This is a genomic window from Microcoleus sp. MON2_D5, from assembly GCF_036701905.1.
Taxonomy (GTDB): domain Bacteria; phylum Cyanobacteriota; class Cyanobacteriia; order Cyanobacteriales; family Microcoleaceae; genus Microcoleus.
In genome coordinates this window covers 1-26,695 of record NZ_JAUBRM010000086.1, presented here as the reverse complement: position 1 = coordinate 26,695, position 26,695 = coordinate 1, and the positions used below count along the sequence as shown (strand labels likewise).

At 46.0% G+C, this 26,695-nt stretch carries 28 protein-coding genes; 20 read left to right on the top strand and 8 right to left on the bottom strand.

The window, feature by feature from the left end:
• Positions 1 to 119: 119 nt before the first annotated feature.
• Complete coding sequence (locus QUA47_RS24840; protein ID WP_190659697.1) at positions 120 to 1,211, bottom strand: PfkB family carbohydrate kinase; 1,092 nt, start codon at positions 1,209 to 1,211, stop codon at positions 120 to 122.
• Between the two features lie 286 nt (positions 1,212 to 1,497).
• On the bottom strand, positions 1,498 to 2,049 hold the full coding sequence (locus tag QUA47_RS24835; protein WP_333214307.1) for a response regulator: 552 nt from the start codon (positions 2,047 to 2,049) through the stop codon (positions 1,498 to 1,500).
• A gap of 198 nt (positions 2,050 to 2,247) precedes the next feature.
• On the opposite strand from QUA47_RS24835, the gene QUA47_RS24830 reads away from it, so the two are divergent.
• The gene (locus QUA47_RS24830; RefSeq protein ID WP_333432716.1) at positions 2,248 to 3,222 is read left to right on the top strand and encodes a lipoyl synthase; all 975 of its coding nucleotides are present in this window, start codon (positions 2,248 to 2,250) and stop codon (positions 3,220 to 3,222) included.
• A 126-nt stretch (positions 3,223 to 3,348) separates the two neighbouring features.
• Positions 3,349 to 3,495, top strand: a complete 147-nt coding sequence (locus QUA47_RS24825; RefSeq protein ID WP_333062195.1) for a photosystem I protein PsaX — start codon at positions 3,349 to 3,351, stop codon at positions 3,493 to 3,495.
• Positions 3,496 to 3,760: 265 nt separating this feature from the next.
• Here the strand turns inward: QUA47_RS24825 and QUA47_RS24820 are convergent, their stop codons facing one another.
• On the bottom strand, positions 3,761 to 4,120 hold the full coding sequence (locus tag QUA47_RS24820; RefSeq protein ID WP_333432715.1) for a hypothetical protein: 360 nt from the start codon (positions 4,118 to 4,120) through the stop codon (positions 3,761 to 3,763).
• A gap of 77 nt (positions 4,121 to 4,197) precedes the next feature.
• On the opposite strand from QUA47_RS24820, the gene QUA47_RS24815 reads away from it, so the two are divergent.
• The gene (locus tag QUA47_RS24815; protein ID WP_333432714.1) at positions 4,198 to 4,791 is read left to right on the top strand and encodes a DJ-1/PfpI family protein; all 594 of its coding nucleotides are present in this window, start codon (positions 4,198 to 4,200) and stop codon (positions 4,789 to 4,791) included.
• A 273-nt stretch (positions 4,792 to 5,064) separates the two neighbouring features.
• On the opposite strand, the gene QUA47_RS24810 is transcribed toward QUA47_RS24815, so the two are convergent.
• Positions 5,065 to 5,955, bottom strand: a complete 891-nt coding sequence (locus QUA47_RS24810; protein ID WP_333432713.1) for a sugar ABC transporter permease — start codon at positions 5,953 to 5,955, stop codon at positions 5,065 to 5,067.
• A 59-nt stretch (positions 5,956 to 6,014) separates the two neighbouring features.
• Here QUA47_RS24810 and QUA47_RS24805 point away from each other — a divergent pair, with 59 nt between their 5' ends.
• The 3 genes from QUA47_RS24805 (at position 6,015) to QUA47_RS24795 (ending at position 8,768) form a co-directional block, all read left to right on the top strand.
• Entirely contained in the window at positions 6,015 to 6,590 is a 576-nt protein-coding gene (locus tag QUA47_RS24805; RefSeq protein WP_333432712.1) for a GNAT family protein, read from the top strand.
• Between the two features lie 404 nt (positions 6,591 to 6,994).
• Entirely contained in the window at positions 6,995 to 7,666 is a 672-nt protein-coding gene (purN, locus tag QUA47_RS24800) for a phosphoribosylglycinamide formyltransferase (protein ID WP_333432711.1), read from the top strand.
• A complete protein-coding gene (locus QUA47_RS24795) occupies positions 7,659 to 8,768 on the top strand; it encodes a methyltransferase domain-containing protein (protein ID WP_333432710.1) in 1,110 nt (369 codons plus the stop codon). Before purN ends, QUA47_RS24795 begins: the two co-directional genes overlap by 8 nt.
• Positions 8,769 to 9,273: 505 nt before the next feature.
• On the opposite strand, the gene QUA47_RS24790 is transcribed toward QUA47_RS24795, so the two are convergent.
• On the bottom strand, positions 9,274 to 11,394 hold the full coding sequence (locus QUA47_RS24790) for a cytochrome c peroxidase (protein WP_333432709.1): 2,121 nt from the start codon (positions 11,392 to 11,394) through the stop codon (positions 9,274 to 9,276).
• Positions 11,395 to 11,560: 166 nt separating this feature from the next.
• Here QUA47_RS24790 and QUA47_RS24785 point away from each other — a divergent pair, with 166 nt between their 5' ends.
• Positions 11,561 to 12,718 carry a Calx-beta domain-containing protein gene (locus QUA47_RS24785; protein ID WP_333432718.1) on the top strand — a complete coding sequence of 386 codons (1,158 nt, stop codon included), beginning with the start codon at positions 11,561 to 11,563 and terminating at the stop codon, positions 12,716 to 12,718.
• A gap of 528 nt (positions 12,719 to 13,246) precedes the next feature.
• Here the strand turns inward: QUA47_RS24785 and rlmN are convergent.
• The gene (rlmN, locus tag QUA47_RS24780) at positions 13,247 to 14,356 is read right to left on the bottom strand and encodes a 23S rRNA (adenine(2503)-C(2))-methyltransferase RlmN (protein WP_333403025.1); all 1,110 of its coding nucleotides are present in this window, start codon (positions 14,354 to 14,356) and stop codon (positions 13,247 to 13,249) included.
• Positions 14,357 to 14,717: 361 nt separating this feature from the next.
• Here rlmN and lgt point away from each other — a divergent pair, with 361 nt between their 5' ends.
• The 4 genes from lgt to QUA47_RS24760 all read left to right on the top strand — a co-directional run bounded on the left by lgt (position 14,718) and on the right by QUA47_RS24760 (position 18,103).
• Positions 14,718 to 15,611 (top strand): prolipoprotein diacylglyceryl transferase, encoded by an 894-nt coding sequence (gene lgt / locus QUA47_RS24775; RefSeq protein WP_333432708.1) that lies wholly within the window; start codon positions 14,718 to 14,720, stop codon positions 15,609 to 15,611.
• 120 nt (positions 15,612 to 15,731) lie between these two features.
• Complete coding sequence (gene cobM / locus QUA47_RS24770; protein ID WP_006635165.1) at positions 15,732 to 16,568, top strand: precorrin-4 C(11)-methyltransferase; 837 nt, start codon at positions 15,732 to 15,734, stop codon at positions 16,566 to 16,568.
• 63 nt (positions 16,569 to 16,631) lie between these two features.
• Positions 16,632 to 17,468: a dienelactone hydrolase family protein gene (locus QUA47_RS24765; RefSeq protein WP_333432707.1), complete on the top strand. Its 837-nt coding sequence runs from the start codon at positions 16,632 to 16,634 to the stop codon at positions 17,466 to 17,468.
• A gap of 152 nt (positions 17,469 to 17,620) precedes the next feature.
• Positions 17,621 to 18,103 carry a flavin reductase gene (locus QUA47_RS24760; protein WP_190659726.1) on the top strand — a complete coding sequence of 161 codons (483 nt, stop codon included), beginning with the start codon at positions 17,621 to 17,623 and terminating at the stop codon, positions 18,101 to 18,103.
• 113 nt (positions 18,104 to 18,216) lie between these two features.
• Here QUA47_RS24760 and QUA47_RS24755 read toward each other — a convergent pair whose 3' ends face one another.
• On the bottom strand, positions 18,217 to 18,738 hold the full coding sequence (locus tag QUA47_RS24755; RefSeq protein WP_333432706.1) for a pyroglutamyl-peptidase I family protein: 522 nt from the start codon (positions 18,736 to 18,738) through the stop codon (positions 18,217 to 18,219).
• Between the two features lie 46 nt (positions 18,739 to 18,784).
• Here QUA47_RS24755 and hisH point away from each other — a divergent pair, with 46 nt between their 5' ends.
• Positions 18,785 to 19,420 (top strand): imidazole glycerol phosphate synthase subunit HisH, encoded by a 636-nt coding sequence (gene hisH / locus QUA47_RS24750; protein ID WP_333432705.1) that lies wholly within the window; start codon positions 18,785 to 18,787, stop codon positions 19,418 to 19,420.
• A 53-nt stretch (positions 19,421 to 19,473) separates the two neighbouring features.
• Here the strand turns inward: hisH and QUA47_RS24745 are convergent, their stop codons facing one another.
• On the bottom strand, positions 19,474 to 19,608 hold the full coding sequence (locus tag QUA47_RS24745; RefSeq protein ID WP_333432704.1) for a hypothetical protein: 135 nt from the start codon (positions 19,606 to 19,608) through the stop codon (positions 19,474 to 19,476).
• Positions 19,609 to 19,719: 111 nt separating this feature from the next.
• Here QUA47_RS24745 and rsmD point away from each other — a divergent pair, with 111 nt between their 5' ends.
• The 8 genes from rsmD to QUA47_RS24705 all read left to right on the top strand — a co-directional run bounded on the left by rsmD (position 19,720) and on the right by QUA47_RS24705 (position 26,580).
• Positions 19,720 to 20,262: a 16S rRNA (guanine(966)-N(2))-methyltransferase RsmD gene (gene rsmD, locus QUA47_RS24740; RefSeq protein ID WP_333432703.1), complete on the top strand. Its 543-nt coding sequence runs from the start codon at positions 19,720 to 19,722 to the stop codon at positions 20,260 to 20,262.
• A gap of 258 nt (positions 20,263 to 20,520) precedes the next feature.
• Entirely contained in the window at positions 20,521 to 21,981 is a 1,461-nt protein-coding gene (glmM, locus tag QUA47_RS24735; RefSeq protein WP_333432717.1) for a phosphoglucosamine mutase, read from the top strand.
• A gap of 191 nt (positions 21,982 to 22,172) precedes the next feature.
• Positions 22,173 to 23,081, top strand: a complete 909-nt coding sequence (locus QUA47_RS24730; RefSeq protein ID WP_333432702.1) for a glycosyltransferase family 39 protein — start codon at positions 22,173 to 22,175, stop codon at positions 23,079 to 23,081.
• Between the two features lie 79 nt (positions 23,082 to 23,160).
• Entirely contained in the window at positions 23,161 to 23,823 is a 663-nt protein-coding gene (locus QUA47_RS24725) for a hypothetical protein (protein WP_333432701.1), read from the top strand.
• Positions 23,824 to 23,841: 18 nt separating this feature from the next.
• Entirely contained in the window at positions 23,842 to 24,816 is a 975-nt protein-coding gene (hpsN, locus tag QUA47_RS24720) for a hormogonium polysaccharide biosynthesis glycosyltransferase HpsN (RefSeq protein ID WP_333432700.1), read from the top strand.
• A 27-nt stretch (positions 24,817 to 24,843) separates the two neighbouring features.
• Positions 24,844 to 26,013: a hormogonium polysaccharide biosynthesis glycosyltransferase HpsO gene (gene hpsO, locus QUA47_RS24715; protein WP_333432699.1), complete on the top strand. Its 1,170-nt coding sequence runs from the start codon at positions 24,844 to 24,846 to the stop codon at positions 26,011 to 26,013.
• 43 nt (positions 26,014 to 26,056) lie between these two features.
• Complete coding sequence (locus QUA47_RS24710; protein WP_333432698.1) at positions 26,057 to 26,404, top strand: hypothetical protein; 348 nt, start codon at positions 26,057 to 26,059, stop codon at positions 26,402 to 26,404.
• The gene (locus QUA47_RS24705) at positions 26,401 to 26,580 is read left to right on the top strand and encodes a hypothetical protein (protein WP_190738631.1); all 180 of its coding nucleotides are present in this window, start codon (positions 26,401 to 26,403) and stop codon (positions 26,578 to 26,580) included. The genes QUA47_RS24710 and QUA47_RS24705 overlap by 4 nt, the downstream gene beginning before the upstream one ends.
• Positions 26,581 to 26,695 lie beyond the last annotated feature (115 nt).

Below are 26,695 nucleotides of genomic sequence, written 5' to 3'. Positions count from 1 at the left end.
CAAGCTATTAAAGCGAGGGTTAATCCTGCTGTGCAGACCCCATCTTTAATACCCCTGGTTTAGACCTGAATCCTTACGTCCGAAATATGCAATTTAAATGCTATACAGCTTAGCCGCCCCTATAGTGCAATCATCGTTTTCAAAGCTTCTTTCATTTCGTCTGCTGTCGTCGTTGCCGTACCGAACTGACGCACGACAATACTAGCCGCCAAATTGCCCAAAACTGCCGCTTCCCAACCAGATGCACCGACGCACAAAGCTAAAGTCATTGCTGCTACAACTGTATCTCCAGCACCGGTTACGTCGAATACATCAGTCTTGTTAAAAGGGGGAATGTCCCAACTTTGAATGGCAAATTCCCCCTTTTCACAAATGGATGTTGGAGGGGGTGAATTTTTGATTTCTTCGCCGTTCGCCCTTTCAAACAAAGTCATCCCTTCTTCGCCGCGAGTAATCAGGATTTTTTGAGCTTGAGTTAAGTTCAACAAATCGCGTCCTGCTTGCATTAAAGTTTGAGGGTTTTTGATAGCATATCCGACGGCTTGCTCGGCTTCGGGCAAGTTCGGAGTAAATAACATTGCTCCAGAATATCGCTGCAAATTTGTTTGAGCGTCTACTATTGTTTTGCCGGGAACCACTGCCGATTCGATCGCCAAATTCGTCAAAACTCCGTCGCCGTAGTCGGAACAAACCACTGCATCTACTGTCGGTATTTGCTGCCGGATGTAGTCTGCCAGTTGCAACTGCAAATCTAAATCCGGCAACTCGTCCGATTTGCGATCGACTCGGACAATTTGCTGAGTCACTGACTGCCGCGCGTGTCCGGAAATTCGAGTTTTGGTGACCGTGGGACGCTGCGAATCGATTAAAATCCCACCCGTATCAATTCCCGCCGCCTCAAAAATACCGCACAAAGCCTTTCCCTGGTCGTCTTTTCCCACCAAACCAGCAACTTTTACTTTGCCTCCCAGTTTGGCTAAATTATAGACAGCATTTGCGCCACCTCCGGGTACTTGCTGAGTATTTTCGTAGCGCAAAATCAACACAGGTGCTTCGCGGGAAATTCGCTCTACTTGTCCGGTAAGAAACTCGTCCAAGGTCAAATCTCCGATCGCTAATACCTGCGCTCGATCGAAGCAGTCTAATCTTTTCAATAATTGCTCTGTTGAGGCACGCAGTTGAGGCAAAAAATCGGAATAGTCGTTAGTCATTAACCAAAAAAATGAGACTGAGGAGTTAATAATTGAGTGTGGAACGAGCGGGAATTAAAAATCCTAATATTAATTAATAATTAATTTCCTCCCTTGTTTTATTTTTAACTTTTAATTGATTTTCTCACTGGGATTTTGAGAAACCAGTTGCAGGCTATTTGCGATCGCACTCGCTCAAACAATTGGGCAAAAAAATGCCGATAAAATCGCAGCCTTTGAGACTCAACTGAAAGTTGCACGGTGTGGAAGTTTCCTTCTACATAAGTGCCTTCAAAAAACAGCAGAATTATTTCAATTTCTGCTTGATGATCGTAATCACCTGACTCATTTGTTTTTTGAGTGCATCAATTTCCGCTTGCATTTTCGCCATTTTCGCAGTCATCGCCTGAATTTCGGCGGCGTCCGCTCCAGAGCTGGGTGCAGCGGCGGCTGCTGGGGCTTCCGGCACTGGTTTCTTTTTGGCCAGTACCATCGCCGATTTGATCGCCTCGGTTAGCTGCTTCTTCTCAAACGGTTTGGCGATGAATGCAAAAAAATGCTTCTCAAAGGGTTTCGGAATTTTTTCCATCACCTCTTCTTCGCGGCCCGACATGATCACCAAAGGTATTTTAGAAAGCTCAGGATGGGCTTGCACTTTTTGATACACTTCCCAACCGCTGACTTTGGGCAGTAGGAAATCTAACATAATTAGATTTGGCCGGGCTTGACGGATCAGTTTGAGTCCCTCTTCGCCGTCTTTTGCTTCTAGAACTTCAAAGTTACCCTGAGGCAACATCTCTCGGACTCGGACGCGGATGACTTTACTGTCATCGATTACCAAGATTTTTTGACCAGCCACGACTGACTCCTTCAGTAATGAATGAGTGATGATTTGCAACCTTCAGTATATCCCTAACAGAATTCTACCCATAATTCTGGGCGAGTTTAGTTTTGTTGCACCTCGGCGCGATTCTGATTTCGGGTAATACTCCTACAAGTTCAGGGGCTTTGATTTCGGATACGATCGAAGGAATTAACTCAATCGCCACTTAATTTTATGTCGCCCCAAACTCCTAAAACTCCTACTGTTAAAGCAGTTGCCGCCCAAATGCGGGGTGAAATCGAGGCGATGCCGGAATGGTTGCGTAGACCCGTTGGCAAAGCTAGCGAACTTTCGCAAGTGCAAAAAATTATCAAACAGCGGCAAATTCACACGATTTGTGAGGAGGGGAGATGCCCCAACCGGGGCGAGTGCTACGCGCAAAAAACGGCGACTTTTTTGTTGATGGGGCCGACTTGCACCCGCGCTTGTGCTTTTTGTCAAGTAGATAAAGGTCATTCTCCGATGCCGCTAGACCCGGAGGAACCGAAAAAGGTGGCCGAGGCTGTGCAGTTGTTGGGTTTGCGCTATGCGGTGCTGACTTCGGTGGCGAGAGATGATTTGCCGGATGGGGGTGCGGGTTGGTTTGCCAGGACGATCGCCCAAATCCGCCTTTTGAACCCGGATACTGAAGTTGAGGTACTGACGCCGGATTTTTGGGGGGGAACGGGTAGGGGCGGTGCCCCCGTGCCCGCCCCCGACGGGGAGAATTCAGGGCTCGATGAGTTGCAGCGACAGCGGATTCGCACGGTGGTGGAGGCTAAACCGGCTTGTTACAACCACAATATTGAGACGGTGCGCCGATTGCAAGGGCCGGTGCGGAGGGGGGCGAAGTACGATCGCTCGATCGATGTTCTGCGTATTGTTAAGCAATATGACCTAACTATTCCCACCAAATCCGGTTTGATGTTGGGACACGGGGAAACCGAAGCCGAGATAGTTGAAGCGATGACAGATTTGCGGGATGCCAAGTGCGATCGGCTCACCCTCGGTCAATACATGAGACCATCTCTAGATCACCTCCCAGTGCGTAAATACTGGACGCCGAGCGAATTTGACCGTTTCGGGTCGATCGCCCGGGAGATGGGGTTTGAGCGCGTGCGATCGGGGCCTCTCGTCCGCAGTTCCTACCACGCCGGAGAGAGCGATTGAAACTAATTTGAATTCAACTCGGTATAAACTCCTTGTTACAAAAAATAACTCTAGAGGATTGTGCATAAGTGCGACGCTCTCTGCTATTTGTAAATAGAGTGACATTATGAATTAGGAGCTTTACCTATGCCAGAGATAGCGAAGAACCAATTAAAATCCGACTCCGTGATGAAAACGGGCAAATTCCCTTACACATTTCGCGCAGGCTGGTTTCTCTTGCTGTTAGCAATCAATTTTGTGGTTGCAGGCTTTTATTTCCATATCATTGAATAGTTCTGCAAGTTAACGTTTAGCAGACCCTGCTGTTCTCGACCTCAACGTCGGAGAATGGGAGAGATGGAGAGGGGGACAGTTTGGAGTTTGGAGTTGGCGAGAATATGACTTCATTCTTCTAACTAATGACTACTGACTTTTTCCCTCTTCCTTCTGACTCCTGACTTCTGACTTCCGACTTGGGCTCAATAATTAATCCCTGTATCCGTGTCAAAATCCGTGTCGTGCCTTCCTTCTTCTCTCTTTCTTCTAACTAATGACTTCTCTAGCGATTTCTGGACGATTCTAGCTTTGACAACCGCTCTTGAATTTTGATAACATCTTGCTTAGTTTCAATTGCCAAAGTTGCTAAATTGTCAAACAGCGGGTCTCCCGACAGCATTCTAGCATTTGTCCGACCAGAACCGGAAGGAGACTGAGGCCGGTTAACTCTAGAACCTTGATTCTGCAAACTGTAGATTTGTCCTCTGAGTTCAGAAATTTGACGTTCTAATTGAATAATGCGAAATTCTAATTGAGTTGTGGATTGAGCGGGTGTAAAAATTGGCGAAACAGCAATTGCTAAGGCACAAGCCAGACACAAAACACAGAGTTTCAGGGCGCGATGGCGAATTTTTTTCGGCATAGCTTTAATAATTTAAATTATACCACTTCTACGATAACAAATCGCCGATATTTTGGTCTCTATCAGAAGTATGTCTTATGGCAACTAGGAACGTAGCTATTTTAATGTTCGATGATGTCGAGGTACTGGACTTTGCAGGCCCCTTTGAAGTGTTTTCGGTGACATCAGAATTAAGTAAGGGCGAGCGACCTTTTGCAGTCTCTACCGTAGCCGAACATCCCGGTGCTGTCAACGCCCGCAACGGTTTGAGTGTAAATCCCGACTGCACCATTTCCGATTGTCCGCCACCGGATATTTTAATTGTACCGGGAGGACAAGGTACGAGAAAGTTAATCGATAATTCAGCAGTTATTAATTGGATAAAAGATTGTGCGCGAACAGCAGAATTAGTGCTTTCTGTCTGTACGGGTTCGCTGCTTTTGGCAAAAGCTGGCTTGTTGGAAGGTTTGGAAGCAACTACACACCATCAAGTATTGGATTTATTGAAAGAATTAGCTCCTAACACAACTATTATCGAAAATCAGCGATTTGTAGATAACGGCAAAATCATCACTTCTGGGGGAATTGCTGCGGGAATTGATATGTCTTTGCACGTTGTCGGCAAGCTTTTGGGAACAGCACAAGCTGAACAAACAGCAGAGCACATGGAATATAAAATTGGAAATGGGTAATTGTGAATCTAGTTAATTGCACATTTTATTTGTACGAACACGGCATGAACCCTTAGTGTCAATTTAAGTTTCAAATCCTTTGTATTTCTCGTTTATAGCAGAAATTTGTTCTCCCAAAATCCCCCTTAAGAAGGGGGACTTTGACGCTCTTGTTCCCCCCTTCTTAAGGGGGGTTAGGGGGCATCGAGAGACTTATTAGATGGACAAAAGACTGGTAAATTTGGACGTTAACTTAACACCAATGGGCATTGCCCTGTCCATACCCCTAGCTAATCAAGCATCTTCGCCCCAAACTTTTAGTTGTAAATAGACTAATAACAAAGCTACAGCCATCAGGAAAGTTGCCGCAGCGGCTGCATAGCCAAAATCAAATTGCGAAAAAGCTTGCTCGTAAATATAATAAACTAGCAAATTAGTAGAGTTTAAAGGGCCGCCGCCGGTGATGACGTAAACTTGCTCGAAACTCCGCAGAGTAAAAATAGCAGTCGTGACAGTAGCAAATACTAAAGTCGGCCGCAAACCGGGTAAAGTGATGTACAAAAATTGCTGCCAAGCATTAGCTCCATCCAATTCTGCGGCTTCGTAACGATTTACCGGAATTGCTTGCAATCCCGCTAAAAATACTACCATATTAAAGCCTAATTGTTTCCAAACACTGAGCAGAATGATTACTGGCATTGCCCAAACTGTGCTGCTAAGCCAAGGAATTGGATTTAAGCCGATCGCACTTAGGGCATTATTCACCGGGCCTTCGGTTTGAAACAACCACCGCCAACCCAAGCCCACTGCAACTAAAGAGGTAATCGAAGGAATAAAATAAGCGGTACGGAGAGCTCCTCGCCAAGCAAACGAGCGATTTAGCAAAACTGCTAAGCCCAATGGAATCACTAAACTGGGAATGACTGTTGCAGTAGTAAAATAGAGCGTATTTTGGAGAATTTGCCAGAAATCCGGGTTTGTGACTAGACGCCAGTAGTTGTTGAAGCCAATCCAACGCACTCCCAACTGGGTAAAGCTGCCGCTGGTAAAGCTGAGGTAAAATAAATAGGCGATCGGCCAAATCAAAAAAGTACCCAGAAATAGCAAAGCTGGGGCCAGGAAAGTCCAAGCTGCGATCGCATCATTATCCAACCAGTTAAAACGCCCAAATTTAATCCGAACCATTGGCTTGTAAATTTTAGCTTTTAGTTTTAAATGGTATCACAATATAGGTCAATCTCAAAATGAACCTTCTCGATATATTAGCTCATTTACCCACTATAGAAACTGAAAGGCTCCTGCTCCGAAAAATTACTTTAAACGATGCGAGCGATATGTTTGAGTATGCTTCAAACCCCGAAGTATCACAATACACAATGTGGTCAACCCACACCTCGCTCGAAGACACTAAATACTTTCTCAAGTCACTTACAAAAATGTACAAAAGACGAGAGCTTGTAGATTGGGGAATTGTCCACAAAGTCGAGCAAAAGTTTATCGGGACTTGCGGATTTGTGGAATGGAGCATGACGCACAGCCGCGCGGAAATTGGCTACGCACTCTCTAGAAGCTATTGGGGCGAAGGATACATGAGCGAGGCTGTCAATGCAGTTATTGAATTCGGCTTTCGGGAGATGTTGCTGAATCGAATTATGGCTCGATGTGAACTTAACAATATTGCTTCCGCTCGGGTGATGGAAAAAGTGGGGATGCAATTGGAAGGGGTATTGCGACAGCACCTATTTGTGAAAGACAGATATTGGGATCTAAAACTTTATTCGATTCTCAGGGAAGAGTTTTTTGACAATATTGTAGAATAGGAGTGAATCAGTAGATAAGCGAAAAAAAATAATATACTTAGGACTTACGCAATATCTCCATGTAGAGTGCGCCGAAGCACACCTTACCCTTTACCTCTATAGTAGAATACGAGTGAATAGTTTTTATCTTTATGACCAAGAATTTCTAGATGGTACAAGCCCCCGGAGTTCTCCGTGGGGTCAATCCAAAATCTCAAATCTAAAATCTAAAATCGAATGACCCTTTACCTGTAGTGTAAAAAACGAGAGAATAGTTTTTATCTTTATGACCAAGAATTTCTAGATGGTACAAGCCCCCGGATTTCTCCGTGGAATCAATCCAAAATCTCAAATCTAAAATCCTCAAGCCCCCGAATTTATCCATGGGGTCAATCCAAAATCTCAAATCTCAAATCTAAAATCGAATGACCGCTAATCCAGTATCTGTTAATTCCAATGCCTGCCTGATTTCTCCTGAGATTGGCAAAAGTTCGATAGCTCCGGCCCATCCTCCATTAAAATTAGGAGTTTTAGCCTCAGGAAGCGGCAGCAACTTCGAGGTAATTGCCCAAGCCATCCAAAATCAACAACTCAACGCTAAAATCCCAGTATTAATTTACAACAACCCCGAAGCCAAAGCCGCCGCCAGAGCCGAAAAATACGGTATTCCCTCGATTCTGCTCAATCACCGCGACTGCAAAAGCCGCGAAGAATTAGATACAAAAATTGTCAAAACTTTTCAAGAATATGATGTAGAATGGGTCGTGATGGCGGGTTGGATGCGAATTGTTACCAAAGTTTTGTTTGCTGCTTTTCCCGATCGCGTTATTAACATTCACCCCAGCTTACTGCCGAGTTTCCCAGGAATTCGCGCCGTCGAGCAAGCACTAGCTGCCAAGGTTAAAATCACCGGCTGTACTGTGCATATCGCCCGTTTAGAAGTAGACAGCGGGCCGATTTTAATGCAGGCTGCGGTGCCGGTATTGCCTGATGATACCGCAGAAACACTGCACGCGAGAATTCAGGTGCAAGAGCACAAGATTATGCTCGGTGCGATCGCACTTATTGCCGAATCTAATCAAAAATATTGTGACTAAAAACCTCACCAGTGCCGCATCTATCCCCGAATTGCCCGTCAGCGAATCACCCGAAACAACCCCGCCGCTGACAGACTCCAATCGCCTGAAATTAATTCTCAAAGAAAGGCTCAAAAGGAGCATCGGCCTCAAGGGAGAATTCTATCTGCCTTGCTTGCCATCGATGCTAGACGACTATCTTAAATTACTGTCAGACTTCTTAAACATTCTCGGACAAAACATCGACGCTGCCCAAGCCGAAAACTTGCGAACATTAATCGCCAATGCCTTAGCAGAAGGATTCAAAAATTCCCCCCACGCTAATCTAATAGTCTCCTACTTTCCCGCTAATTCCCAAAGCGGTTTAGCCGGTGGCATTACTCTGAATACCAAGATTCAAGTCGAATCGATGGCCCAGAAATATCATAGCTGGCCGGATATTCGCCCCGAACATTTATTCGGCAGCCATCCCGATGCCAAAGTCATCGCCACTGCCGCCGAATTAGGCGAACCGGGAAAAGCACCTATTTTAGATGTCGGTGCGGGCCCAGGGCGCAATAGTTTGCCCTTAGCAAGGTTAGGTCATCCCGTGGATGCGATCGAACTAACACCCATATTTGCCGAGAAACTATCAGCAGCAGCCACCGCCGAAAACTTGCCGATCAATGTCACCCAAGGTGACGTTTTAGACCCATTATTGAGGATGAAAACTTATCGGTACAAATTAGCCATTGCTACCGAAGTTCTCTCTCACTTCCGCTACCCCGAACAAATTCGTCTTTTCCTCGGCAAAATGTCCGATGCTGTTTTAAGTGGCGGGTTTATCTTATTCAGTGCTTTCTTAGCAGTAGATGGGTACGAACCCGATGAGATGGCAAAACAAATGTCTGAATTGTGTTGGTCTTATCTGATTACGAGAGAAGAATTGCAAGCAGCAATAGAGGGTTTGCCGTTAGAAATTATTTCTGATGAATCGGTGATTGAATACGAACAAAAACATTTGCCTGACTCGGCGTGGCCGCCGACACCTTGGTTTGTCAGTTGGGCTAGCGGGCGGGATTTATTTCCCGTGCAAGAAACACCGCCCTTAGCGTTGCGGTGGATACTTGTTAAACGCTTGTAGAGTTTATTGTTTTCGCTCAATTTTTAGGTAAAAATTGTCGGAATTTGTCCGATGTTTGGGCGAGGATACTTTTGTCTGGGAAATGGGCGAGGATTTGATATTATCTTGAATTTTGTTAAAGGTCAGGATTTTATATACGGCTTGCTGAATAAAGTGAAAAAGGAGACGCGGCGTTGGCTTGTCTGACCGAAAAAAGGTGGGGGAGTGCAAAAAAAAATAGTGATCTAATGCCTCCAAACCCTTGCATCACCATTGGCAATCATGTACGGAAAAGTTGAGCAAGCTCTTTGTGGCTCGTGCAAAGCTCGTTGGGGCTCCACACTCAAGCGATGAATACAAAATCCCCAACCTCTTTAAGAAGTTGGGGATTTTAACGGTTAAGTTGAGGACTCAAAGGGAATTACGATAGATTTCACGATCGCGCTGCATGGGTTTTCTCAGGCTTCAACCGCGAAAATCGCCTGGTAATCCCCTTTAAAGCGGTGTTCAATACCGCAGGAAATCATTACTTAGTGACACACATAAATCCTCCGCTGACAAACTTAGGTGTTGAGCCTGGTGGACAGTCTTCCTCAGTAATGCTTCCCTCAAGTGGATTCCTTGATGATGGCGGAGTAGATTGCGGAGTAATCGTTGTCGTCGATCGCTCCGGGGAAACGCCCAAGAAGTTTGGTTGAGGAACAGTAGTCCCGTTCCGACCCACCGCAGGCAACTCTAGCAGTGTTGTGGTCGCTTGCCCTGTGCCATCATTGGTCACGGCGTTTTGATCTCCGGGATGCCCATTCGTAATAAACAGTTGTGGATGATCGAACGGGGCACGCTCATAGCGAACGCGATCGTCGGTCAGAGATTCCATGAATAGAACCAAAGACGTTTTCTCTTCCTCGCTGAGGTTGAGGTTGCGGATGCCAATATCGAGATTGTCAATGTTGTTCTCAGCAAAATCCCCGCCTCGATTGTAGAAATCAACGACCTGTCGCAAAGTGAGTTGCCCACCGTTGTGGAAGTAGGGAGCCGTCAACTCAATATTCCGCAATCCAGGCGTTTTGAATGCACCGTCTGCTGTAATGCGCTCATCTGCACCGACGGGTATATTTGGAGTTGCATTTAGTAATGACGGAAAGAGTCCTCGCGCAGCTAGCCGCGATTCTGAAAGGGGATTGCCGAAAGGATCATTGGCGCCCACGCCCAAGTCTTCCCCAGTCGGTCGAACGGCAATATTGTAGAAGGCATTGTCATAGACAGCTTGTCCACCATTTCCCACCCTCATCCGTCTGACCCGTTGATTCTCCACATTTTTGACGGAGGCGTTGGTAGATTCACCTCCACCGTGACAGAAGACACACCCCGCTCTACCTTCAAACAGATCCTTGCCTTGCTTTTGCTGTACAGTCAGCGCGTTGCTGTTTCCCTCCATAAATTGATCGAAGGGTGAATCGTCAGAAATCAAGGTGGACTCGTACAGTTGAATCGCTAATCCGAAAAACAATGAGAAGTTGTAGTCCATCAGTGTAAACTCATCGGTTGCCAACGCTCCCTGCGGCTGCTTGAAAGACCGAGTTCCTATAGCATCAACCTTGATGATTTGCTTCGAGTCCCACCACTCCGGCTTAAACGCATCCTCAACCATTTTTTCGTAACTTTTGTCTTTGAGTCCGGGCTGGGGCCAACGGCTCAAGCTGCCCAGAACGCTGTCTTCGGGATGGACAAGCTGTTGCCCAAGCGGCCGTAGCTGTTTGAGCTTTTTACCTGTCTCTCTAGGCAGCTTTTTGACTTTAATCCGATCGAACTTCTGCCCGATATCAGGTAATACCCGACCCGTTGCGGATTCTTCCACAGAGCTTAGCGGTGGGCCCACTGCCTGCGACGCCAGCGATGAATTCTTCAGGCTAATTTTCACCTGCTGCAGAGGGGATTGCTTTGTGGGTGCTTTCAGGACAAAGGCACCTGGGTCTCTTGACCCAAACGGATTCACACCATTAAATTCGTTTTGGGCGCGTCCGTCCCAAAAGTTGCGGAAGTTATACACAGCGTTAATTGTGCTGGGCGTGTTGCGCTCAGTTACCTGACGCACGTTGGTGCCCTGGACGTTAAAGATTGGATCTGGCTGAACCTCTACCTTATCCACCGCACTACCAGGGACAATATCGATGAATTTTGCCAGACTTACCCCTTGAGAGCCTGCAACATCGTTCGTGTCACCTAGAACTTGCGACAAGCGATTGTTCGGGTCTGCCAGCTTGTGGAACGGAAAGTCCGCTGGCTGCAGCACAGAGTTAGGGCCCTTACCTGCATTAAAGGTAGTGTCTGGATTTGGCTGACCGCTTGCATTTACCTGCAACAGCCCTGGGCTGAGCTGGTTCTTAGCACGATTATCAACTCCAGCGTGAAAGTGGCAACTGGCGCAAGACTGGTTGCCGTTGCTGCCCACCTGCAAATCCCAGAACAGGGCTTTTCCTAAGGCAATTGCAGCCGGTTTGTCTTTGACGAATTCTCCTAAGTTTGGTGGCTCAGGGACTGCTACGGTTTTAAGCGAAGCCAGTGGATTAGGCGGTCTGGGACCGACTTGAGCCGATGCTGTGTGTCCGGCTAAGATGGCAACAGCGACAACTGTAGCGATTGCCATAATGTTGCTTCTTCGCTTAAGCAGCCTTGTTACCAACCGAAAGAGATTAGTTAAATGCGTCCAAATGAAATTTTTCAACATTTTGCTTATTTGTGTGGCTCATAAACTCCTTTGTCCAAAACTGAGTCCTCAAATGCTTGAATAGCATTCTGAGCGTAAACTTTAGATAGTAGCACCGGGAAGCTTTAATTTCTGTAGCGCTGCTTACAGCGTTAATGAAAACGGCACAACCCAAACAATTGCAGTTAATCATACAGGTGGAACCAATGTCTGGGCCTCTGTGAGTTACGGTACTGCTGACGGTAGCGCCACCGCCGGAAGCTATTACACTGCTACGTCGGCTACGTTAAACTTTCTCTCTGGCGAAACTAGCAAAAATTTCACTATTCCTATCACTCAGGACACCTTAGTAGAAGAGAATGAAACTGTCAATCTCTGTTTCACAAATCCCACAAATAATGCTAATTTGGTAAATCAAAATACGGCGATTTTGACGATCGTAGATACAACGCCAACTCCCACACCAACTCCCACACCAACTCCCACACCAACGCCTACAGGTAAGCCCGCACCCGCTCCAAACTGCATTGGCGATCGCATTGAACGACCAAACCTCGATCGACCAAATCCAGTCGATAATATTATCAACTGCAATTCTGGCATCCTAATTGGTACTTCCAAAAATGACGGTTATTTGGGCAGCAACAGTCCCAATATATTTGAGGCCAAAGCAGGTAACGACAACCTAATTGGTGGCAACACCCCAGACATTTTCAAGGGCAATGAAGGCAAAAATTTACTCAACGGAAAGCGTGGCAAGGACTTCCTGATTGGCGGCAAAAGTAACGACCTGGTACTAGGCGGTGGAGGCGACGATATTATCTTCGGAAATAATGGGAACGATTCGATTAACGGTGAAGGTGGCAATTACTTCATTTATGGCAATGAAGGCGCCAACTTTATTGATGGGGGCAAAGGCAACGATATCCTCATCGGCGACCAAGATAACGATGTCATAGTCGGAAGTCAAGGCAATGATTCTATTTTCGGACAATCAGGAAATGACTCCCTGTGCGGCGATGCTGGCAATGATTTACTCGGTGGCAATGAGAATAATGATTTGATAGATGGCCGTGCTGGAAATGATACAATTTATGGGGTGGGAAACAACGACACTATCCTCGGTTGTACTGGCAAGGATTTATTGTTCGGAGATTTAGGAGAGGACAGCTTGATTGGCGGGATTGGTAATGACACGTTTGCGATCGCAAGTAATCTCGGACTTGATATTATTTCCGATTTTATTAAAGGCGAAGATGTGTGAGGATTGTCTCGCGGTTTGACTTTTAATCAATTGGAAATTAGTCAGAGTAATAACAATACTTTGATAAAAGTAAATAGAATTGCGATCGCCTCTTTAATTGGAGTCAACGCTTCGCTAATTGGTGTTAACGATTTCCGAACAGTTTAAGCACAGTAGTAGGGTGCATCTGAGATATTGCACCATTCTCAATAGGCTTTTTATAGGCAGGCTAGGAGGGCCAACCCCACAAGAAAATCTACTCTTTGTGGAACAGGCCCTCCTAGCCTGTTCTTGAGAATGGTGCAAGATTTGCGTCAGCTCAATTCCGGTGGCACTCATACATGATTGTTGACTGTTGGCTGTTGGCGGTACGACCCTCAATCGAAAAACTGACGCGGTGATTGACTGTTAAATGTTGAGTCGATTTTATAATTTTGATGCTACCGGATTTGATATGAGGTGCGTCAGAACCTAGTTTCTCAACTATCGAGAAAATAACGCGAAATAATGACGCACCCTACAACAAATTTTAGCGGTTAAAATCCCATCCTAAACCTCGGATGCCCGCAATTGTCCGCAGGCGGCATCTGCCTCTAAGCCGCGAGAATACCGCACGCTAACTGCAATTTTCTTTTCTTTCAAAACCGACACAAAACTGTTAATTCGATTGGGAGTCGGTCGCTTATATTCAGCTTCCTGAATCGGATTGTAAGGAATCAAATTGACGTGACACTGAAAACCGCGCAAGTGAGTTGCTAACTCGGCTGCGTGTTCCGGCAAGTCATTCACACCTGCTAAAAGCACGTATTCAAAACTTAATCTGCGCCCCGTCGATCGCACATATTCCCGACATTCTGCGATTAACTCACCCAAAGGATAAGGGCGGGCGCTAGGAATTAACTCTTCGCGCAATCTTTGATTGGAAGCGTGGAGGCTGACGGCGAGGGTAACTTGCAGTTGATGTTCGGCTAGTTGGCTGATGCGATTGCGAATTCCTACTGTGGAAATGGTGATATTTCGCTGTCCAATTCCTACGTCTTGATTCAAACACTTGACAGCAGCTACAACATTATCGAAATTCAGCAGGGGTTCGCCCATTCCCATAAATACGATGTGGCTGACTCTGCGACCGAAATCTTGCTGTACTGTCAAGACTTGATCGACGATTTCGTGTTTTTCTAAATTGCGCTTGAAACCGCCTTTTCCGGTAGCGCAAAAGTCGCAGCCCATCGCGCAGCCAACTTGGGCTGAGACGCACACAGTCAGCCGTTTATCGGTGGGAATGCCCACTGTTTCAATGATTTGACCGTCTGCCAATTTTAAGAGATATTTTACGGTGGCGTCTGGTGCGACCGATCGATAGTGAATGGTCGATCGCCCGATCGGAATTTTAGCAACAGTCTCGCGCCACTGTTTCGAGAATACAGAAATATCAGAGAGCGATCGCGCGCCTTTCTCATAAATCCACTGGTACAACTGCTTTCCGCGATAAGCCGGTTGTCCCTGCTGCTGCACCCACTCCGTTAACTCAGCTAAACTCGCCCCCAGCAAGGGCGGAATTTTACCCGACTCAACAGCCAAAGCAGCAGTCTTGCGAGACTGATTCGCACCCTTTGAATTACCAGAAGAGTACACCTGAGAAACGGAAGTAGGAGACATAAGTCATCAGAAAATTTAAAGCCACCCTCTATCTTAAAACTTCTCGACCAAAGCTGCCGTTAATCCTCCTGAAGGTACTTATGCAGAAGGCGGAATCTCGATCGCCCTAAATCCCCCTTAATCAGGGAGACTTTAAGAATAATCCGGTTCCCCCCTTTAAAAAGGGGGGTTAGGGGGCTCTTATTGTGGACTCACAAAGAAAACTCAAAACAGAAATCTGCACAATCAAGAATCCAGTTAATTTTTGGTAAAATTCCCCAAATATTGCGTGTAAATGACCGCAGCCACCTAAAATAAACTCTGGAGTTTGTTAAAGGGTATGCAAATTTGACAGCTTTCCATCACAATTAATGCAACTTTTATGGTGCTAAATATTCTTGCGCTGCCCTTAGCGTTTCAATTTACATCGCCCGGCCCAATTATCTTTCAACTTGGCCCCGTAGCCATCCGCTGGTACGGGCTGTTGATAGCTTCTGCCGTCTTGATTGGGGTGAGTCTGTCCCAATACTTGGCCCAAAAACGCCGCGTCAACCCGGAATTGTTGGGTGATTTGGCAATTTGGCTGGTTCTGGGCGCTATTCCCTGTGCTCGAATTTATTACGTGGCTTTCGAGTGGCAGCAATACGCCCAGAGGCCTGAAGATATTATTGCGATTTGGAAAGGCGGAATTGCCATTCACGGGGCGATTTTGGGCGGCACGATCGCAGCTTTAATTTTTGCGAAAATCCAGCGAGTTTCTTTTTGGCAATTGGCAGATTTAATCGCGCCCTCGGCAATTCTCGGTCAGGCGATCGGACGCTGGGGAAATTTCTTTAACTCGGAAGCTTTTGGCAGTCCTACGGATTTGCCTTGGAAACTCTATATTCCGCCAAACAGCCGCCCGCCCGCCTACGCTAATTTTGAATACTTCCACCCCACATTTCTCTACGAATCTCTGTGGAATTTGACAGTATTTGGGTTGCTTCTGACTTTATTTTTCCGAGATTTGCAGGGCAAAATTCGCTTAAAAACTGGTGCTTTATTTTTGGTTTATATCGCAGCTTACAGTTCCGGTCGAGTCTGGATTGAAGGGTTGCGAACTGATAGTTTGATGTTGGGGCCGGTGCGGACGGCACAAATGGTAAGCTTGACTGGGATTGTTTTAGGCTTGGGTGGGTTAGCTTGGCTTTATTTGCTCGATCGACCTTTGCCCGATGTTGTCTCCCCAAATAGCGCTCGGGCAAATATCACTCATAAATCGCCAGAGGATCAATAAAAAACCCCAGAGAGGTTAGTCTCTAGGGTTCAAAACCAGGGTGCATCTACCATCTCTTACTTCCAACCAAAATAGGTGCATCCGGAAGAGTCCGTAAATTTAGCAAATTTTTTAGCAGCAATGAGTTTGACAGAGATTGAAGCCTTAATTCCAAGGGTATACATTGTAGGTGCAGGCCCGGGAGACCCGGATTTGTTGACTGTTAAGGCTCAAAAATTACTGGCTGCAGCTGATGTCATATTATTTGCGGATTCCTTAGTCCCAGAGCAAATTTTGCAGGGGGTGCGCGCGGATGCTGAAGTGATCCAAACTGCGGATAAGACCCTCGAAGAGATTGTACCTTTGATGGTGGAACGAGTGCGCGGCGGAAAAAGCGTCGTCCGCCTCCATTCGGGCGATCCCTGTCTCTACGGGGCTGTCGGCGAACAAATGCAAGCTTTGGCTTCCGAGGGAATTGCTTTTGAGGTAATCCCGGGAATTAGCGCTTTCCAACTTGCCGCAGCTAAACTTAAAATTGAGTTGACAGTCCCGGGAGTTGTGCAGACAATTATTTTGACGCGAATTAGCGGCAGAACAGAAGTACCGGAACGGGAAGAATTGGCGAGTTTAGCGGCTCATCAAGCGAGTTTGTGTCTGTATTTGAGCGCCCGCCATGTCGAACAAGCTCAAGCTAAATTGATGGAACATTACCCATCGGATTTGCCTGTAGCTATTTGTTATCGGTTGGGCTGGCCGGATGAAAAAATTGTGCTAGTTCCCCTTGACAAAATGGCAGTTGCTACCCGTGAAAATAATTTGATCAGAACGACAATGTATGTAATTAGTCCGGCGTTGGGAAAATCAGCAGAAGGGCGATCGCGCTTGTACCATCCAGAGCACGATCGGCTTTTTAGACCCTCGAAGGAAGAAGGAAGAAGGAAGAGGGAAGAAGGAAGAGGGAAGAAGGAGCAATTATGAAATAACCAATTCCCAATTCCCAATTCTCAATTCCCAATCTAAAATCTAAAATCTAAAATCGCCATGACTGATTTAACTCGCAGACAATTTATCACTGTCACCGCATTAAGCGCCGGATTTGCCTTAGCAGTTCATCCTATTGCGGCTGCCGTTATCAATACGGATGCTGCTGGTTTAATAGCAGGTGAGGTAAAAATTCCGGTAAAAGACGGCTCAATTCCAGCATACAGAGCCATGCCAGCCAGCGGCAGCAATTTTCCAGTAATTTTAGTAATTCAAGAAATCTTCGGAGTTCACGCCCACCTTCAAGATATTTGCCGCCGTTTTGCCAAATTAGGCTATTTAGCGATCGCCCCAGAAATGTTTGCCCGTCAAGGTGATGTTTCTAAACTCACCGAGGTTCAAGAAATTATTAGTAAAGTTGTCTCGAAAGTTCCTGACGCTCAAGTTATGTCCGATTTAGATGCTACCGTAGAGTGGGCACAAAAGTCAGGAAAAGGCAATACTAATAAGTTGGGAATTACAGGATTTTGCTGGGGTGGCAGAATTGTTTGGCTGTACTCTTCCCACAACCCTAAAGTCAAAGCGGGAGTTGCTTGGTACGGGCGCGTGGTGGGCAATTCTACGGATTTAACTCCCAAACAGCCGATCGACATTGCAGCCAGTTTGAAAGTGCCCGTATTGGGGCTTTACGGCGGCAAAGACCAGTCAATTCCCAACGATACAGTCGAGAAAATGCGGGAAGTTCTCAAAACTGGCAGCAGCGGTTCCGAAATTGTGCTTTATCCAGATGCGCCGCACGGTTTTAACGCCGACTATCGCCCCAGTTACCGGGAAAAAGAAGCTGAGGAGGCTTGGAAACGGATGCAAGATTGGTTTAAAAAATATGGAGTTTCATAATAGTTGTGAGTTGTTAATTTTGACTTAAAACAGGTGTCAAGTTTGGGATTGAAAAAGTCAATATTAGCGAATAGCCCTTAAGACAGGTAAGTTTGTGGGCCCAACATTGGTAAACTGGGGGGTGTAGAATTATCGATCGAACAGGTAAGCCCGTGCTAGACGAACAAGCTAAAAAGACCATCTTGCGGAAAATCCCTCACGGATTGTACATCTGCGGTGTCAAAGACGGGGAGGAAGTCAACGGTTTCACCGCTAGCTGGGTGATGCAATCTTCCTTTACCCCTCCCTTAGTTGTCAACTGCGTCAAGCAAGACTCCAAATCCCACGGCATGATCAAAGCCAGCGGTGTCTTTGCTTTGAGTTTCCTAGAAGCAGGGCAAAAAGAGTTAGCCCAGAAATTCTTCAAGCAGCAGCGCCGCGTTGGCAATAAATTTGAGGATGTAGAATTTTATCCCGGCGCGGAAACTGGTTGTCCGATTATCTCGGATTCTCTGGGTTACGTCGAGTGCAAAGTTGTCGGTGCTGTGGAACACGGGGATCACACGGTTTATGTGGGAGAAGTTGTGGCTGCAGGCGTCCACCGAGAAGGCAATCCGTTGCTGCTAGAAAGCACGGGTTGGAATTACGGCGGCTAAAGACTTGGCAGTTGGCAGTTGTTAGTAAAAAAAACTAACACTGAGAAACCCGGTTTCTTTAAAAGTCCGGGTTTCTGAATACTAAACAAATTTTTAAGTTGAATTAGAGCGACCTATTTATTACTTGCGAGAGTTAGGCGTCGCATAACTAATAAAAAATCGGCGATAATTCTGTCAGCGTTGTCTGCAGTTAAAATTGGTACGTGGACGAAAATACATTTACTGGTTATTTGAGAATCGCAAATATGTTTTAAAACCGCATAATATAGGGCTTCGCATACAAATTTTCCGGCTTCGTGACTGATTTCTGTGGCAGCTAAATCAGCGACTAGCGGTTCGAGATTAACTGCTGTTTTCAGAATGTCGCTCTCGCAGCAAGCGCAGGATTCTACGGTTAATTTTTGCCGACTCTCGGCCATGCCGCAGCAGATAATAGTATCGGGTTGGAGTTGGTTGATTTCGGCGATCGCTAAATTAGGTGCTAGCTGAAAATCTACTGGCAGTTTCCTCAAAAAAGTCAGGGAATCAGGCAAATATTTGATTTGGGAAATCTTGGCTAATAAGTCGTCCGAAGAGTTGGATTGCTGATGGGGAAGCCAAGTATCAAATGAGGTTAGGAGGATTTTGGCCGTCATATTTGTGCAATAATACTGATATTGATAATATAAGGCAAGTAAGTCAATGTCTGTCATTGCAGTAGTAGACTATGACATGGGCAATCTGCACTCAGTCTGTAAAGGCTTGGAAAATGTGGGTGCAGTGCCAAAAATTACAGATTCTCCTGCTATAATCGAGCAGGCTGATGCGGTGGTTTTGCCGGGAGTGGGTTCGTTTGACCCGGCAATGCAGAATTTAAGATCGCGCAATTTGATAGAACCGATAAAAAGTGCGATCGCCTCGCGAAAACCTTTTTTAGGCATTTGTTTGGGTATGCAAATTCTGTTGGAAAGTTCCGAAGAAGGTGTAGAACCGGGATTGGGCGTTATTGCGGGAAAAGTGCGCCGATTTCGCTCGGAACCGGGTTTGACCATTCCGCACATGGGATGGAATCAATTGGAACTTACTCAGCAGAATTTGCCGCTGTGGCAAAATTTACCGTCTGATCCTTGGGTTTATTTCGTGCATTCTTATTATGTCGATCCAGTTGATTTGGAAGTGCGATCGGCAATGGTGAGTCACGGCAATCAAAACGTGACGGCGGCTATAGCTAAAGACAATTTGATGGCCGTGCAATTTCACCCGGAAAAGTCTTCGAGTACGGGATTGCAAATGCTGTCAAATTTTGTCAGTCTGGTGAGGGAAAAAGTACCTGCTTAGGTGGCATGAGTCTTGAAAAACCCGGTAGATTGCCGAAACCGGGTTTGACATTTTTAAAAGTCTTCTTCCTTCTTCCTTCTTGCCTCTTCTTTCTTCCTTCTTCCTTCTTCTTTCTTCCTTCTTCCTTCTTCCTGACATCCGTTAAATCCGTTACAGAATCCCTTGCCGAACTTCCTTCTTCCTGACATCCGTTAAATCCGTTACAGAATCCCTTGCCGAACTTCCTTCTTCCTTCTTCCTGACATCCGTTACATCCGTTACAGAATCCGTTGCCGAACTTCCTCCTTCCTTCTTGCTAAATGAGTTTAAGAATCTGTGGCAATCGCCAAATAAAAACCCTGCCGGGACTCGCAACTCGCCCTACACCTTCGCGAGTCAGAGAAGCTTTATTTAATATTTGGCAAGGGACGATCGCAGATTGCAGATGGCTTGACATTTGTACCGGCAGCGGTTCGATGGGTGCAGAAGCTTTGTGTCGGCAAGCCGCGAGTGTCACTGGCATCGAACAGTCGGCGAAAGCTTGTGCGATTATCCGCGAAAACTGGGAGCAAGTAGCAGACTCGTCCCAAACATTCCAAATACTGCGGGGAAACGCGACGGCGAAGTTGGCAACACTAGCGGGGCAGCAGTTCGATCGCATTTACTTCGATCCGCCCTACGCCAGCGACTTGTACGAACCTGTGTTAAACACGATCGCCAGCCAAGAAATGCTAGCACCAAACGGCGAAATCGCGATCGAACACAGCCCGGAGCGATCGGCACAAGCGATTTCCGGCCTAGAAATTTGCCGCCACAAAGTATACGGCAATACAGCATTAACCTTCTATACCCGCAGTTACTGATCGGCTCAAACCGCAGCAGCGTCACTCCTGGAGACAAAAAGAAACTGGGTTTCGTGGCATGGGCGCGCCCCCGGGACTAAAAGTTTTTCCTTTGGGTACAATACAAATTTTTCCGATGAAGTTAAGCTTTGTGCGTAGGTTGTCAGAGCAAGTTGCTTAAGCAATCGACGAAATAAATGGAGTTTAGGCTGAAAATAAAGACTTTCAGTTGTAACATGAACCCAAAGTGTGAGTGTGAATATTCCTAAAGGAGTGAATATGGTTCAGACACCTTCGCGCCCTCGTGGCAGCGAGTTTCCGGCTGTTAACTCGGTACAGCCAGCCAAACTGGATACGATTCTGCTGGGAAATAGCCTCTCCCTGCCAAATACCAAACTCTTCGGCACAGACGGCATTCGCGGGAAAGTTGGAGAATTGCTGAATGCACCCCTAGCCCTGCAAGTGGGCTTCTGGGCTGGACAAGTTTTACGGCAACATTCCCCCAACCAGGGGCCTGTGATTTTGGGGCAAGACAGTAGGAATTCCAGCGATATGCTGGCAATGGCACTGTCAGCGGGTTTGACAGCCGCCGGGTTAGAAGTTTGGAATTTGGGCTTGTGTCCCACTCCCTGCGTTGCTTATCTGGCAAGCGTTTCGGAGTCTGTCGGCGGAGTGATGATTTCGGCTTCTCACAATCCCCCAGAAGACAACGGCATTAAGTTTTTCGGCTCAAACGGCTCGAAGCTGTCGCAGCAGTTGCAGGAACAAATCGAAGCGGGAATCCGGGGAACAAAGGTTCCAATTGCTAGCTTGGGTTGGGGACACCACTACCATCGATCTGAGTTGGTTAAAGATTATGCCACTTCGCTCTGTGATTCGCTGCAACAGATGAATTTGGAGGGAATGCGGATAGTTTTGGATTTGGCTTGGGGGGCGGCCGCGGGTTTGGGGCCGGCGGTGTTCGCGCAAATGGGGGCGGATGTGATCTGTTTGCACGACTCTCCGGATGGCGATCGCATTAATGTTAACTGCGGTTCTACTCATCTCGACAGTTTGCAAGCGGCAGTTTTGGAACACAATGCCGATTTGGGATTTGCTTTTGACGGCGATGCCGATCGAGTTTTGTGTGTTGACAACCAAGGTCGAACGATTGACGGCGATTACATTCTTTATCTGTGGGGCCGACAGTTGCGCGACTCCCAACAGTTACCATCCAATTTAATTATTTCTACTGTAATGGCTAACCTCGGCTTCGAGCGAGCTTGGGAAGAATTGGGGGGCAAACTAACTAGAACCGACGTGGGAGATCAGTACGTTCACGCTGAAATGCAGCGCACTGGTGCGATGTTGGGCGGCGAACAGTCTGGACATATTCTTTGTCCGCATTACGGTGTCAGCGGCGACGGTTTGCTGACAGCTTTGCATTTGGCTTCGCTGGTGCGCCAGTCCGGGCAATCTTTGGCACAATTGGTAAGTGGCAGTTTCCAAACTTATCCGCAGTTGCTGCGAAATATTCGGGTGGACGATCGCGAAAAACGCCTGAAATGGCAGGAGTGCGAGGCAATGCAAAAGGCGATCGAACGTGCTACAACAGCAATGGGCGAACAGGGACGGGTTTTGGTGCGCGCTTCTGGCACTGAACCCCTAATCCGAGTTATGGTGGAAGCCGCCAGCGCCGAATTGGCTAATTTCTGGACTGAAAATTTAGTTTTAGCGGTTCAGCAACACATAGCTATCTGATGGAAATGGGGAATTAATCTGAAGGAAGAAGGAAGAAGGAAGAAGGAAGAAGGAAGAAGGAAGAAGGAAGAAGCCTCTAGATAAATATAGGGGCTATTGAAACCAATTTCTCATTCTTTATTCCCTCTTGCTTATTCCCTCTGTCCTAAATAACTAAATCCTTCTTTCTTCATTTCCCCATTTCTGATTGTATGAACACCAAATCAATTCAAAATGGGCGGCTGCATCGAATTTCGTTAAAATTTTTAATTGTCGTCATATTAATAACGGGGATATGGTTTCGCTTTACTAATCTGGATCGCAAAGTCTACTCGTTCGACGAATCTATCACCTCACTGCGAATTTCTGGCTACACCTGGACGGAAATGGTGCAGCAAGATTTTCAAGGGAAAACAATTAGCGTTGCAGATTTGCAGCGGAAATACCAGCAGATAAATCGCGAAAAAACTTGGTGGGATACTGTTAAAGGTTTAGCTACAGAAGAACCCCAACTATCGCCGTTGTATTTTATTTTAGCCAGGTTTTGGGTGTACTTGTTCGGCCCGCAAGTAGGCACTGTCAGAAGTCTTTCAGCTTTGATTAGTTTGTTAGTTTTTCCCAGCATTTATTGGCTGTGCTGGGAATTATTTCGCTCTGCGTCTGTGGGATGGATGGCTGTTACAATCGTTGCTGTTTCACCTTTTCACGTCTTGTACGCGCAAGAGGCAAGACCCTACATGATGTTTGCAGTCCTCGTCTTGCTGTCGAATGCAATTCTGCTGCGGGCGTTAGCGAAGCCCTCGAAGAGGATCGCCCTACCAAATTCTCCCGCCACATCTAAATTGAGCAAGGCTGTTTGGTTTATTTATGCGCTCGCCCTGACTTTAGGACTGTATTGTAGTTTATTATTTTTTTTAGTAATATTGGCCCACGGCATTTATGTAATTCTCAAGGAGAATTGCCGTTTTGGCAAGACATTAATTACTTATTTAGTAACTAACTGCCGCGATAGCACTAATTCTTTTTGCTCCTTGGATTTGGGTCTTACTGGAGAACGCGCCCAAAATCGAAGCAACAGTAGGCTTACCCCGCCTTTCCCTGTCTTTCATATCTTCACTTAAACCTTTAATTTTCATTACCTGCCGAATGTTTATCGACACGCATTGGGCGGGCGGAATCATCAAATTGGGTTCGAGCAGTATGACTACCAATTTAATCCGACTGATTGTAGTGGCCGTATTGCTGTTAGCGATCGCACATTCAATATACTCGCTCTGTCGCTCTACTCCCAAACGAGTTTGGCTGTTTGTATTGACAGCGATCGGAATTACAGCGATAGTATTGATAGCAGTGCGAGGAGTTGCCGATCGCTATCTAGTTCCCTATATTTTAGCAATCCAGATAGCTGTTGCCTATCTATTCACCGCTAAAATTGCAGTCGCCACCAATCCCCGCCAACAAAAACTGTGGCAGCTCGGTTTAATAACACTAATATCGAGTGAAATAGTTTCTTGTGCCGTCAGCTCACAGTCACAACTTTGGTGGAACAAATATCCTTCTAGCACTAAATACAATCCCCAAGTAGCCGCGATTGTCAATCAATCCCAAAAACCTTTAGTAATCACTCACGGAGGCAACAACATCACAGGAAAAATACTGTCTGTCAGCTATCTCCTGAAGCCGCAAGTACAGCTTTTGCTGGCAGTTAAACCCCACCAAGTAAAAATTCCTGATGGTTTTAGCGATGTATTTCTCTACCGAGCTACAGAAGCATTGCAAATTGAACTAGAAAAAGTGCAAAAATATAAAATCACACCAATTTACAAACCCGGCGATGTCTGGCTTTGGCGTGTAGAGAAATAATGAAAGTGGCAACTGCAAATGATGATTTCTGTTGTGATACCTACCTACAACCGCGAGCAACCTCTGCGAGAGACATTGGCTGATGCAATTCTGCAAAATTACCCGAATTTTGAAGTGCTGGTAATTGATCAAACTCGCACCCACGACTCGGAAACTCAAGTTTATTTAGAGGAATTGGCAAATGCTGGCAAAATTAGGTGGTTTCGGGTAGATTGGGCGAGTTTGCCGGGAGCTCGAAATTATGCAGTGCGCCGCGCAGTTGGAGAGATTATTTTATTTATTGATGATGATGTACAGTTGCCAGAGGGTTTTTTGGCGGCTCACGTTGACAACTATTTAGAAAAACCCGATGTGGGATGTGTGGCGGGCCGGGTTTTTGACAGAATGAAACTGGATAATTCTGGAGGGGATTTGGCGATCGAATATTTGCCCTCAGAAGCGATGGATGCGGGCATTGCCTGGTATTTTATCGATTTGGTGCATACAGTCAAACCGCAGCAGGTGCTCTCGGCGAGAGGCTGCAATATGTCATTTCGCCGACAGGTTTTTGCCGAATGGGGGCTGAGGTTTGACGAGCGGTTTGCAGGGAGTGCGGTGCGGGAGGAGTCGGATTTTTGTTTGAGATTGCGATCGACGGGCATGAAAATTTGGTACGATCCCAATGCCTGTTTAGTTCACTTGGGGGAAGACAGCGGCGGGTGTCACGATGTCAGCACGCGATCGATCGAATATCAAATCACATTTTATCACAATCACTTTCTAATGGGATTGAAAAATTTAACAGCTTTTCAATGCCTGCGATTTTTTGCCAAACTCTTTGACTGCCACGTTTTGGGAAATCCGCCTTGTTATAAAAGCCACTCGCCCATTAAAATTATAACTAGATTTGCTTTTTATATCTTGGGTTTTCTCAGTGCTATAAATACAGTAATTCAATCTCTGTGGAATGATGGACAAATTTACAGCCATCAAGACAACATTAACGCTCAATAATTCCCTATTCCTTCCCCCTTCCCCTAAATGAGAATTCTCGTTGCCAGTCACACCTATATTGTGGACATTAACCGGGAAAAATTCAAGATATTAGCCAACCTAGAACCCGATATTGAAGTAACAGTTGTAGTGCCGCAGCGTTGGAAACCCGGAGGCGTTCAAAATAAAATTATAGAAACGGAATTTTATCAAAATGGTTCCTTTAAAGTAATCCCTGTCTCCAACTTTAGTCAAAACAATCAAGGAGTGCTAAGCTTTGGTTTTGATTTAATTAAAGTTTTGCAAGACTTTAGACCCCAGATCATCCAAGTTGAACAAGGTTCAAAATCCCTTGCTTGCGCTCAATTAATTTTATTAAATAAACTGCTCAAATTAAAAGCCAAAAATATACTATTTACTTGGTGGAATCTGCCTTATCAATTGAATTGGCCTGTTTCAGTCTTAGAAAATTACAATCTTCAGCACACCGACGGAATTATTGCAGGCAACTTAGATGGGGCTAAAATTTTGCGGCAGCGGGGCTATCAAGGTGCGGTAAAAGTAATGCCACAACTCGGAGTAGATGAAACTTTGTTTCGCCGCACTGGTAAAGACGCTGATTTCTCGCGGAGGTTCGGCATTGAGCCGACCGATTTTGTGGTAGGATTTGTAGGGCGATTTGTAGAAGAAAAAGGACTGTTGACTTTAGCTGAAGCTTTGGCAGGGTTGAAAAAAATCCCTTGGAAGTGGCTGTTAGTAGGACAAGGAAAATTGCGGACGCGCCTCGCCGAAAAATGTATTGAATGGGGAATCAGCGACCGAATAATCTGGGTAGAAAGCGTTTCCCACGAAGAGATTCCCCCCTACATTAACTTAATGAACTGTTTGGTATTGCCCTCGCAAACCAGCTATAAATTCAAAACTTTGACCACTGTGGGCTGGAAAGAACAATTCGGTCACGTTTTAATTGAAGCGATGGCCTGTAAAATTCCGGTTATCGGTTCCGACTGCGGGGAAATTCCCCATGTCATCGGCGATGCGGGGTTAGTATTCCCGGAGGGAAATGCAGGGGTTTTGCGCGAGTGTTTGCAGCAATTGATGCAGCGGCGGCAGTTGGCTGCTGATTTGGGCGATCGGGGTTATCAGAGAGCGATGAGCAATTATACCAATCAAGCTTTAGCTGAGCAGTTGTTGGAATTTTACAAAGAATTGTTGTAACTTTTAGCAGTATAATGCAAGTGTTAAATAAAAGCTGTAGTAAATGTCTATTCCTTCCGACCTACGCTCTTTGGTTGACGAACTCTACCAGGTACTACACGAGACCGAACGCCAAGCCACCCAGGGACTTTTTGCACTTAGAAGAGCAATGTCTCTTTTTCCAGAAAATGAAATACTGATGCAATACTTTTCCTCGATCAGTAATTTTCAATTCTGCGTATCAGGTGTTCGCTTACAAGCAGAGCACATGGTGGGCAATGTATTGATGGCTAGTGTGCCCGATGAAGATGTTCAAAAAGCAGGAGATTATTTAGCAGCATTGCTACGTATGGCTCCTGAAGCGAGAATTATGATAGACCAAGTAATTGAGAGATTAGAAGCATTACCATGAAACAATTACCAGATGAAAGCCAACTCCTGGAAATCCTTGAAATTGTGAAAGCTGCGGAAGCCAAAGCCAGTGAAATGTATGAATTTTCCAAGACAATGGCTCACAATACCCAAATTACAGCGACAAAGAGAGAGGAAGCGGAACAGCTAGACGGGCAGCCTTTTCCAGATAATTAAATTTGTCATGGGAGAGGTTGATATTTTGATTGAAAGAACGGTGTTGCTTAATCAGGGTATGAATGGAAAATTTCGGAATTGCTATAAGCCCTCGAAGGGTGAGTTTTGTAACATC

What these genes read in the sequence shown, in the direction of transcription:
- QUA47_RS24840 (WP_190659697.1), bottom strand. Translation starts at nt 1,211, where the DNA reads ATGACTAACGACTATTCCGATTTTTTGCCTCAACTGCGTGCCTCAACA.
- QUA47_RS24830 (WP_333432716.1), top strand. Translation starts at nt 2,248, where the DNA reads ATGTCGCCCCAAACTCCTAAAACTCCTACTGTTAAAGCAGTTGCCGCC.
- QUA47_RS24825 (WP_333062195.1), top strand. Translation starts at nt 3,349, where the DNA reads ATGCCAGAGATAGCGAAGAACCAATTAAAATCCGACTCCGTGATGAAA.
- QUA47_RS24820 (WP_333432715.1), bottom strand. Translation starts at nt 4,120, where the DNA reads ATGCCGAAAAAAATTCGCCATCGCGCCCTGAAACTCTGTGTTTTGTGT.
- QUA47_RS24815 (WP_333432714.1), top strand. Translation starts at nt 4,198, where the DNA reads ATGGCAACTAGGAACGTAGCTATTTTAATGTTCGATGATGTCGAGGTA.
- QUA47_RS24810 (WP_333432713.1), bottom strand. Translation starts at nt 5,955, where the DNA reads ATGGTTCGGATTAAATTTGGGCGTTTTAACTGGTTGGATAATGATGCG.
- QUA47_RS24805 (WP_333432712.1), top strand. Translation starts at nt 6,015, where the DNA reads ATGAACCTTCTCGATATATTAGCTCATTTACCCACTATAGAAACTGAA.
- purN (WP_333432711.1), top strand. Translation starts at nt 6,995, where the DNA reads ATGACCGCTAATCCAGTATCTGTTAATTCCAATGCCTGCCTGATTTCT.
- QUA47_RS24790 (WP_333432709.1), bottom strand. Translation starts at nt 11,394, where the DNA reads ATGGCAATCGCTACAGTTGTCGCTGTTGCCATCTTAGCCGGACACACA.
- rlmN (WP_333403025.1), bottom strand. Translation starts at nt 14,356, where the DNA reads ATGTCTCCTACTTCCGTTTCTCAGGTGTACTCTTCTGGTAATTCAAAG.
- lgt (WP_333432708.1), top strand. Translation starts at nt 14,718, where the DNA reads ATGGTGCTAAATATTCTTGCGCTGCCCTTAGCGTTTCAATTTACATCG.
- cobM (WP_006635165.1), top strand. Translation starts at nt 15,732, where the DNA reads ATGAGTTTGACAGAGATTGAAGCCTTAATTCCAAGGGTATACATTGTA.
- QUA47_RS24765 (WP_333432707.1), top strand. Translation starts at nt 16,632, where the DNA reads ATGACTGATTTAACTCGCAGACAATTTATCACTGTCACCGCATTAAGC.
- QUA47_RS24755 (WP_333432706.1), bottom strand. Translation starts at nt 18,738, where the DNA reads ATGACGGCCAAAATCCTCCTAACCTCATTTGATACTTGGCTTCCCCAT.
- hisH (WP_333432705.1), top strand. Translation starts at nt 18,785, where the DNA reads ATGTCTGTCATTGCAGTAGTAGACTATGACATGGGCAATCTGCACTCA.
- QUA47_RS24745 (WP_333432704.1), bottom strand. Translation starts at nt 19,608, where the DNA reads ATGTCAGGAAGAAGGAAGTTCGGCAAGGGATTCTGTAACGGATTTAAC.
- rsmD (WP_333432703.1), top strand. Translation starts at nt 19,720, where the DNA reads ATGAGTTTAAGAATCTGTGGCAATCGCCAAATAAAAACCCTGCCGGGA.
- glmM (WP_333432717.1), top strand. Translation starts at nt 20,521, where the DNA reads ATGGTTCAGACACCTTCGCGCCCTCGTGGCAGCGAGTTTCCGGCTGTT.
- QUA47_RS24730 (WP_333432702.1), top strand. Translation starts at nt 22,173, where the DNA reads ATGAACACCAAATCAATTCAAAATGGGCGGCTGCATCGAATTTCGTTA.
- QUA47_RS24725 (WP_333432701.1), top strand. Translation starts at nt 23,161, where the DNA reads ATGACTACCAATTTAATCCGACTGATTGTAGTGGCCGTATTGCTGTTA.
- hpsN (WP_333432700.1), top strand. Translation starts at nt 23,842, where the DNA reads ATGATGATTTCTGTTGTGATACCTACCTACAACCGCGAGCAACCTCTG.
- hpsO (WP_333432699.1), top strand. Translation starts at nt 24,844, where the DNA reads ATGAGAATTCTCGTTGCCAGTCACACCTATATTGTGGACATTAACCGG.
- QUA47_RS24710 (WP_333432698.1), top strand. Translation starts at nt 26,057, where the DNA reads ATGTCTATTCCTTCCGACCTACGCTCTTTGGTTGACGAACTCTACCAG.
- QUA47_RS24705 (WP_190738631.1), top strand. Translation starts at nt 26,401, where the DNA reads ATGAAACAATTACCAGATGAAAGCCAACTCCTGGAAATCCTTGAAATT.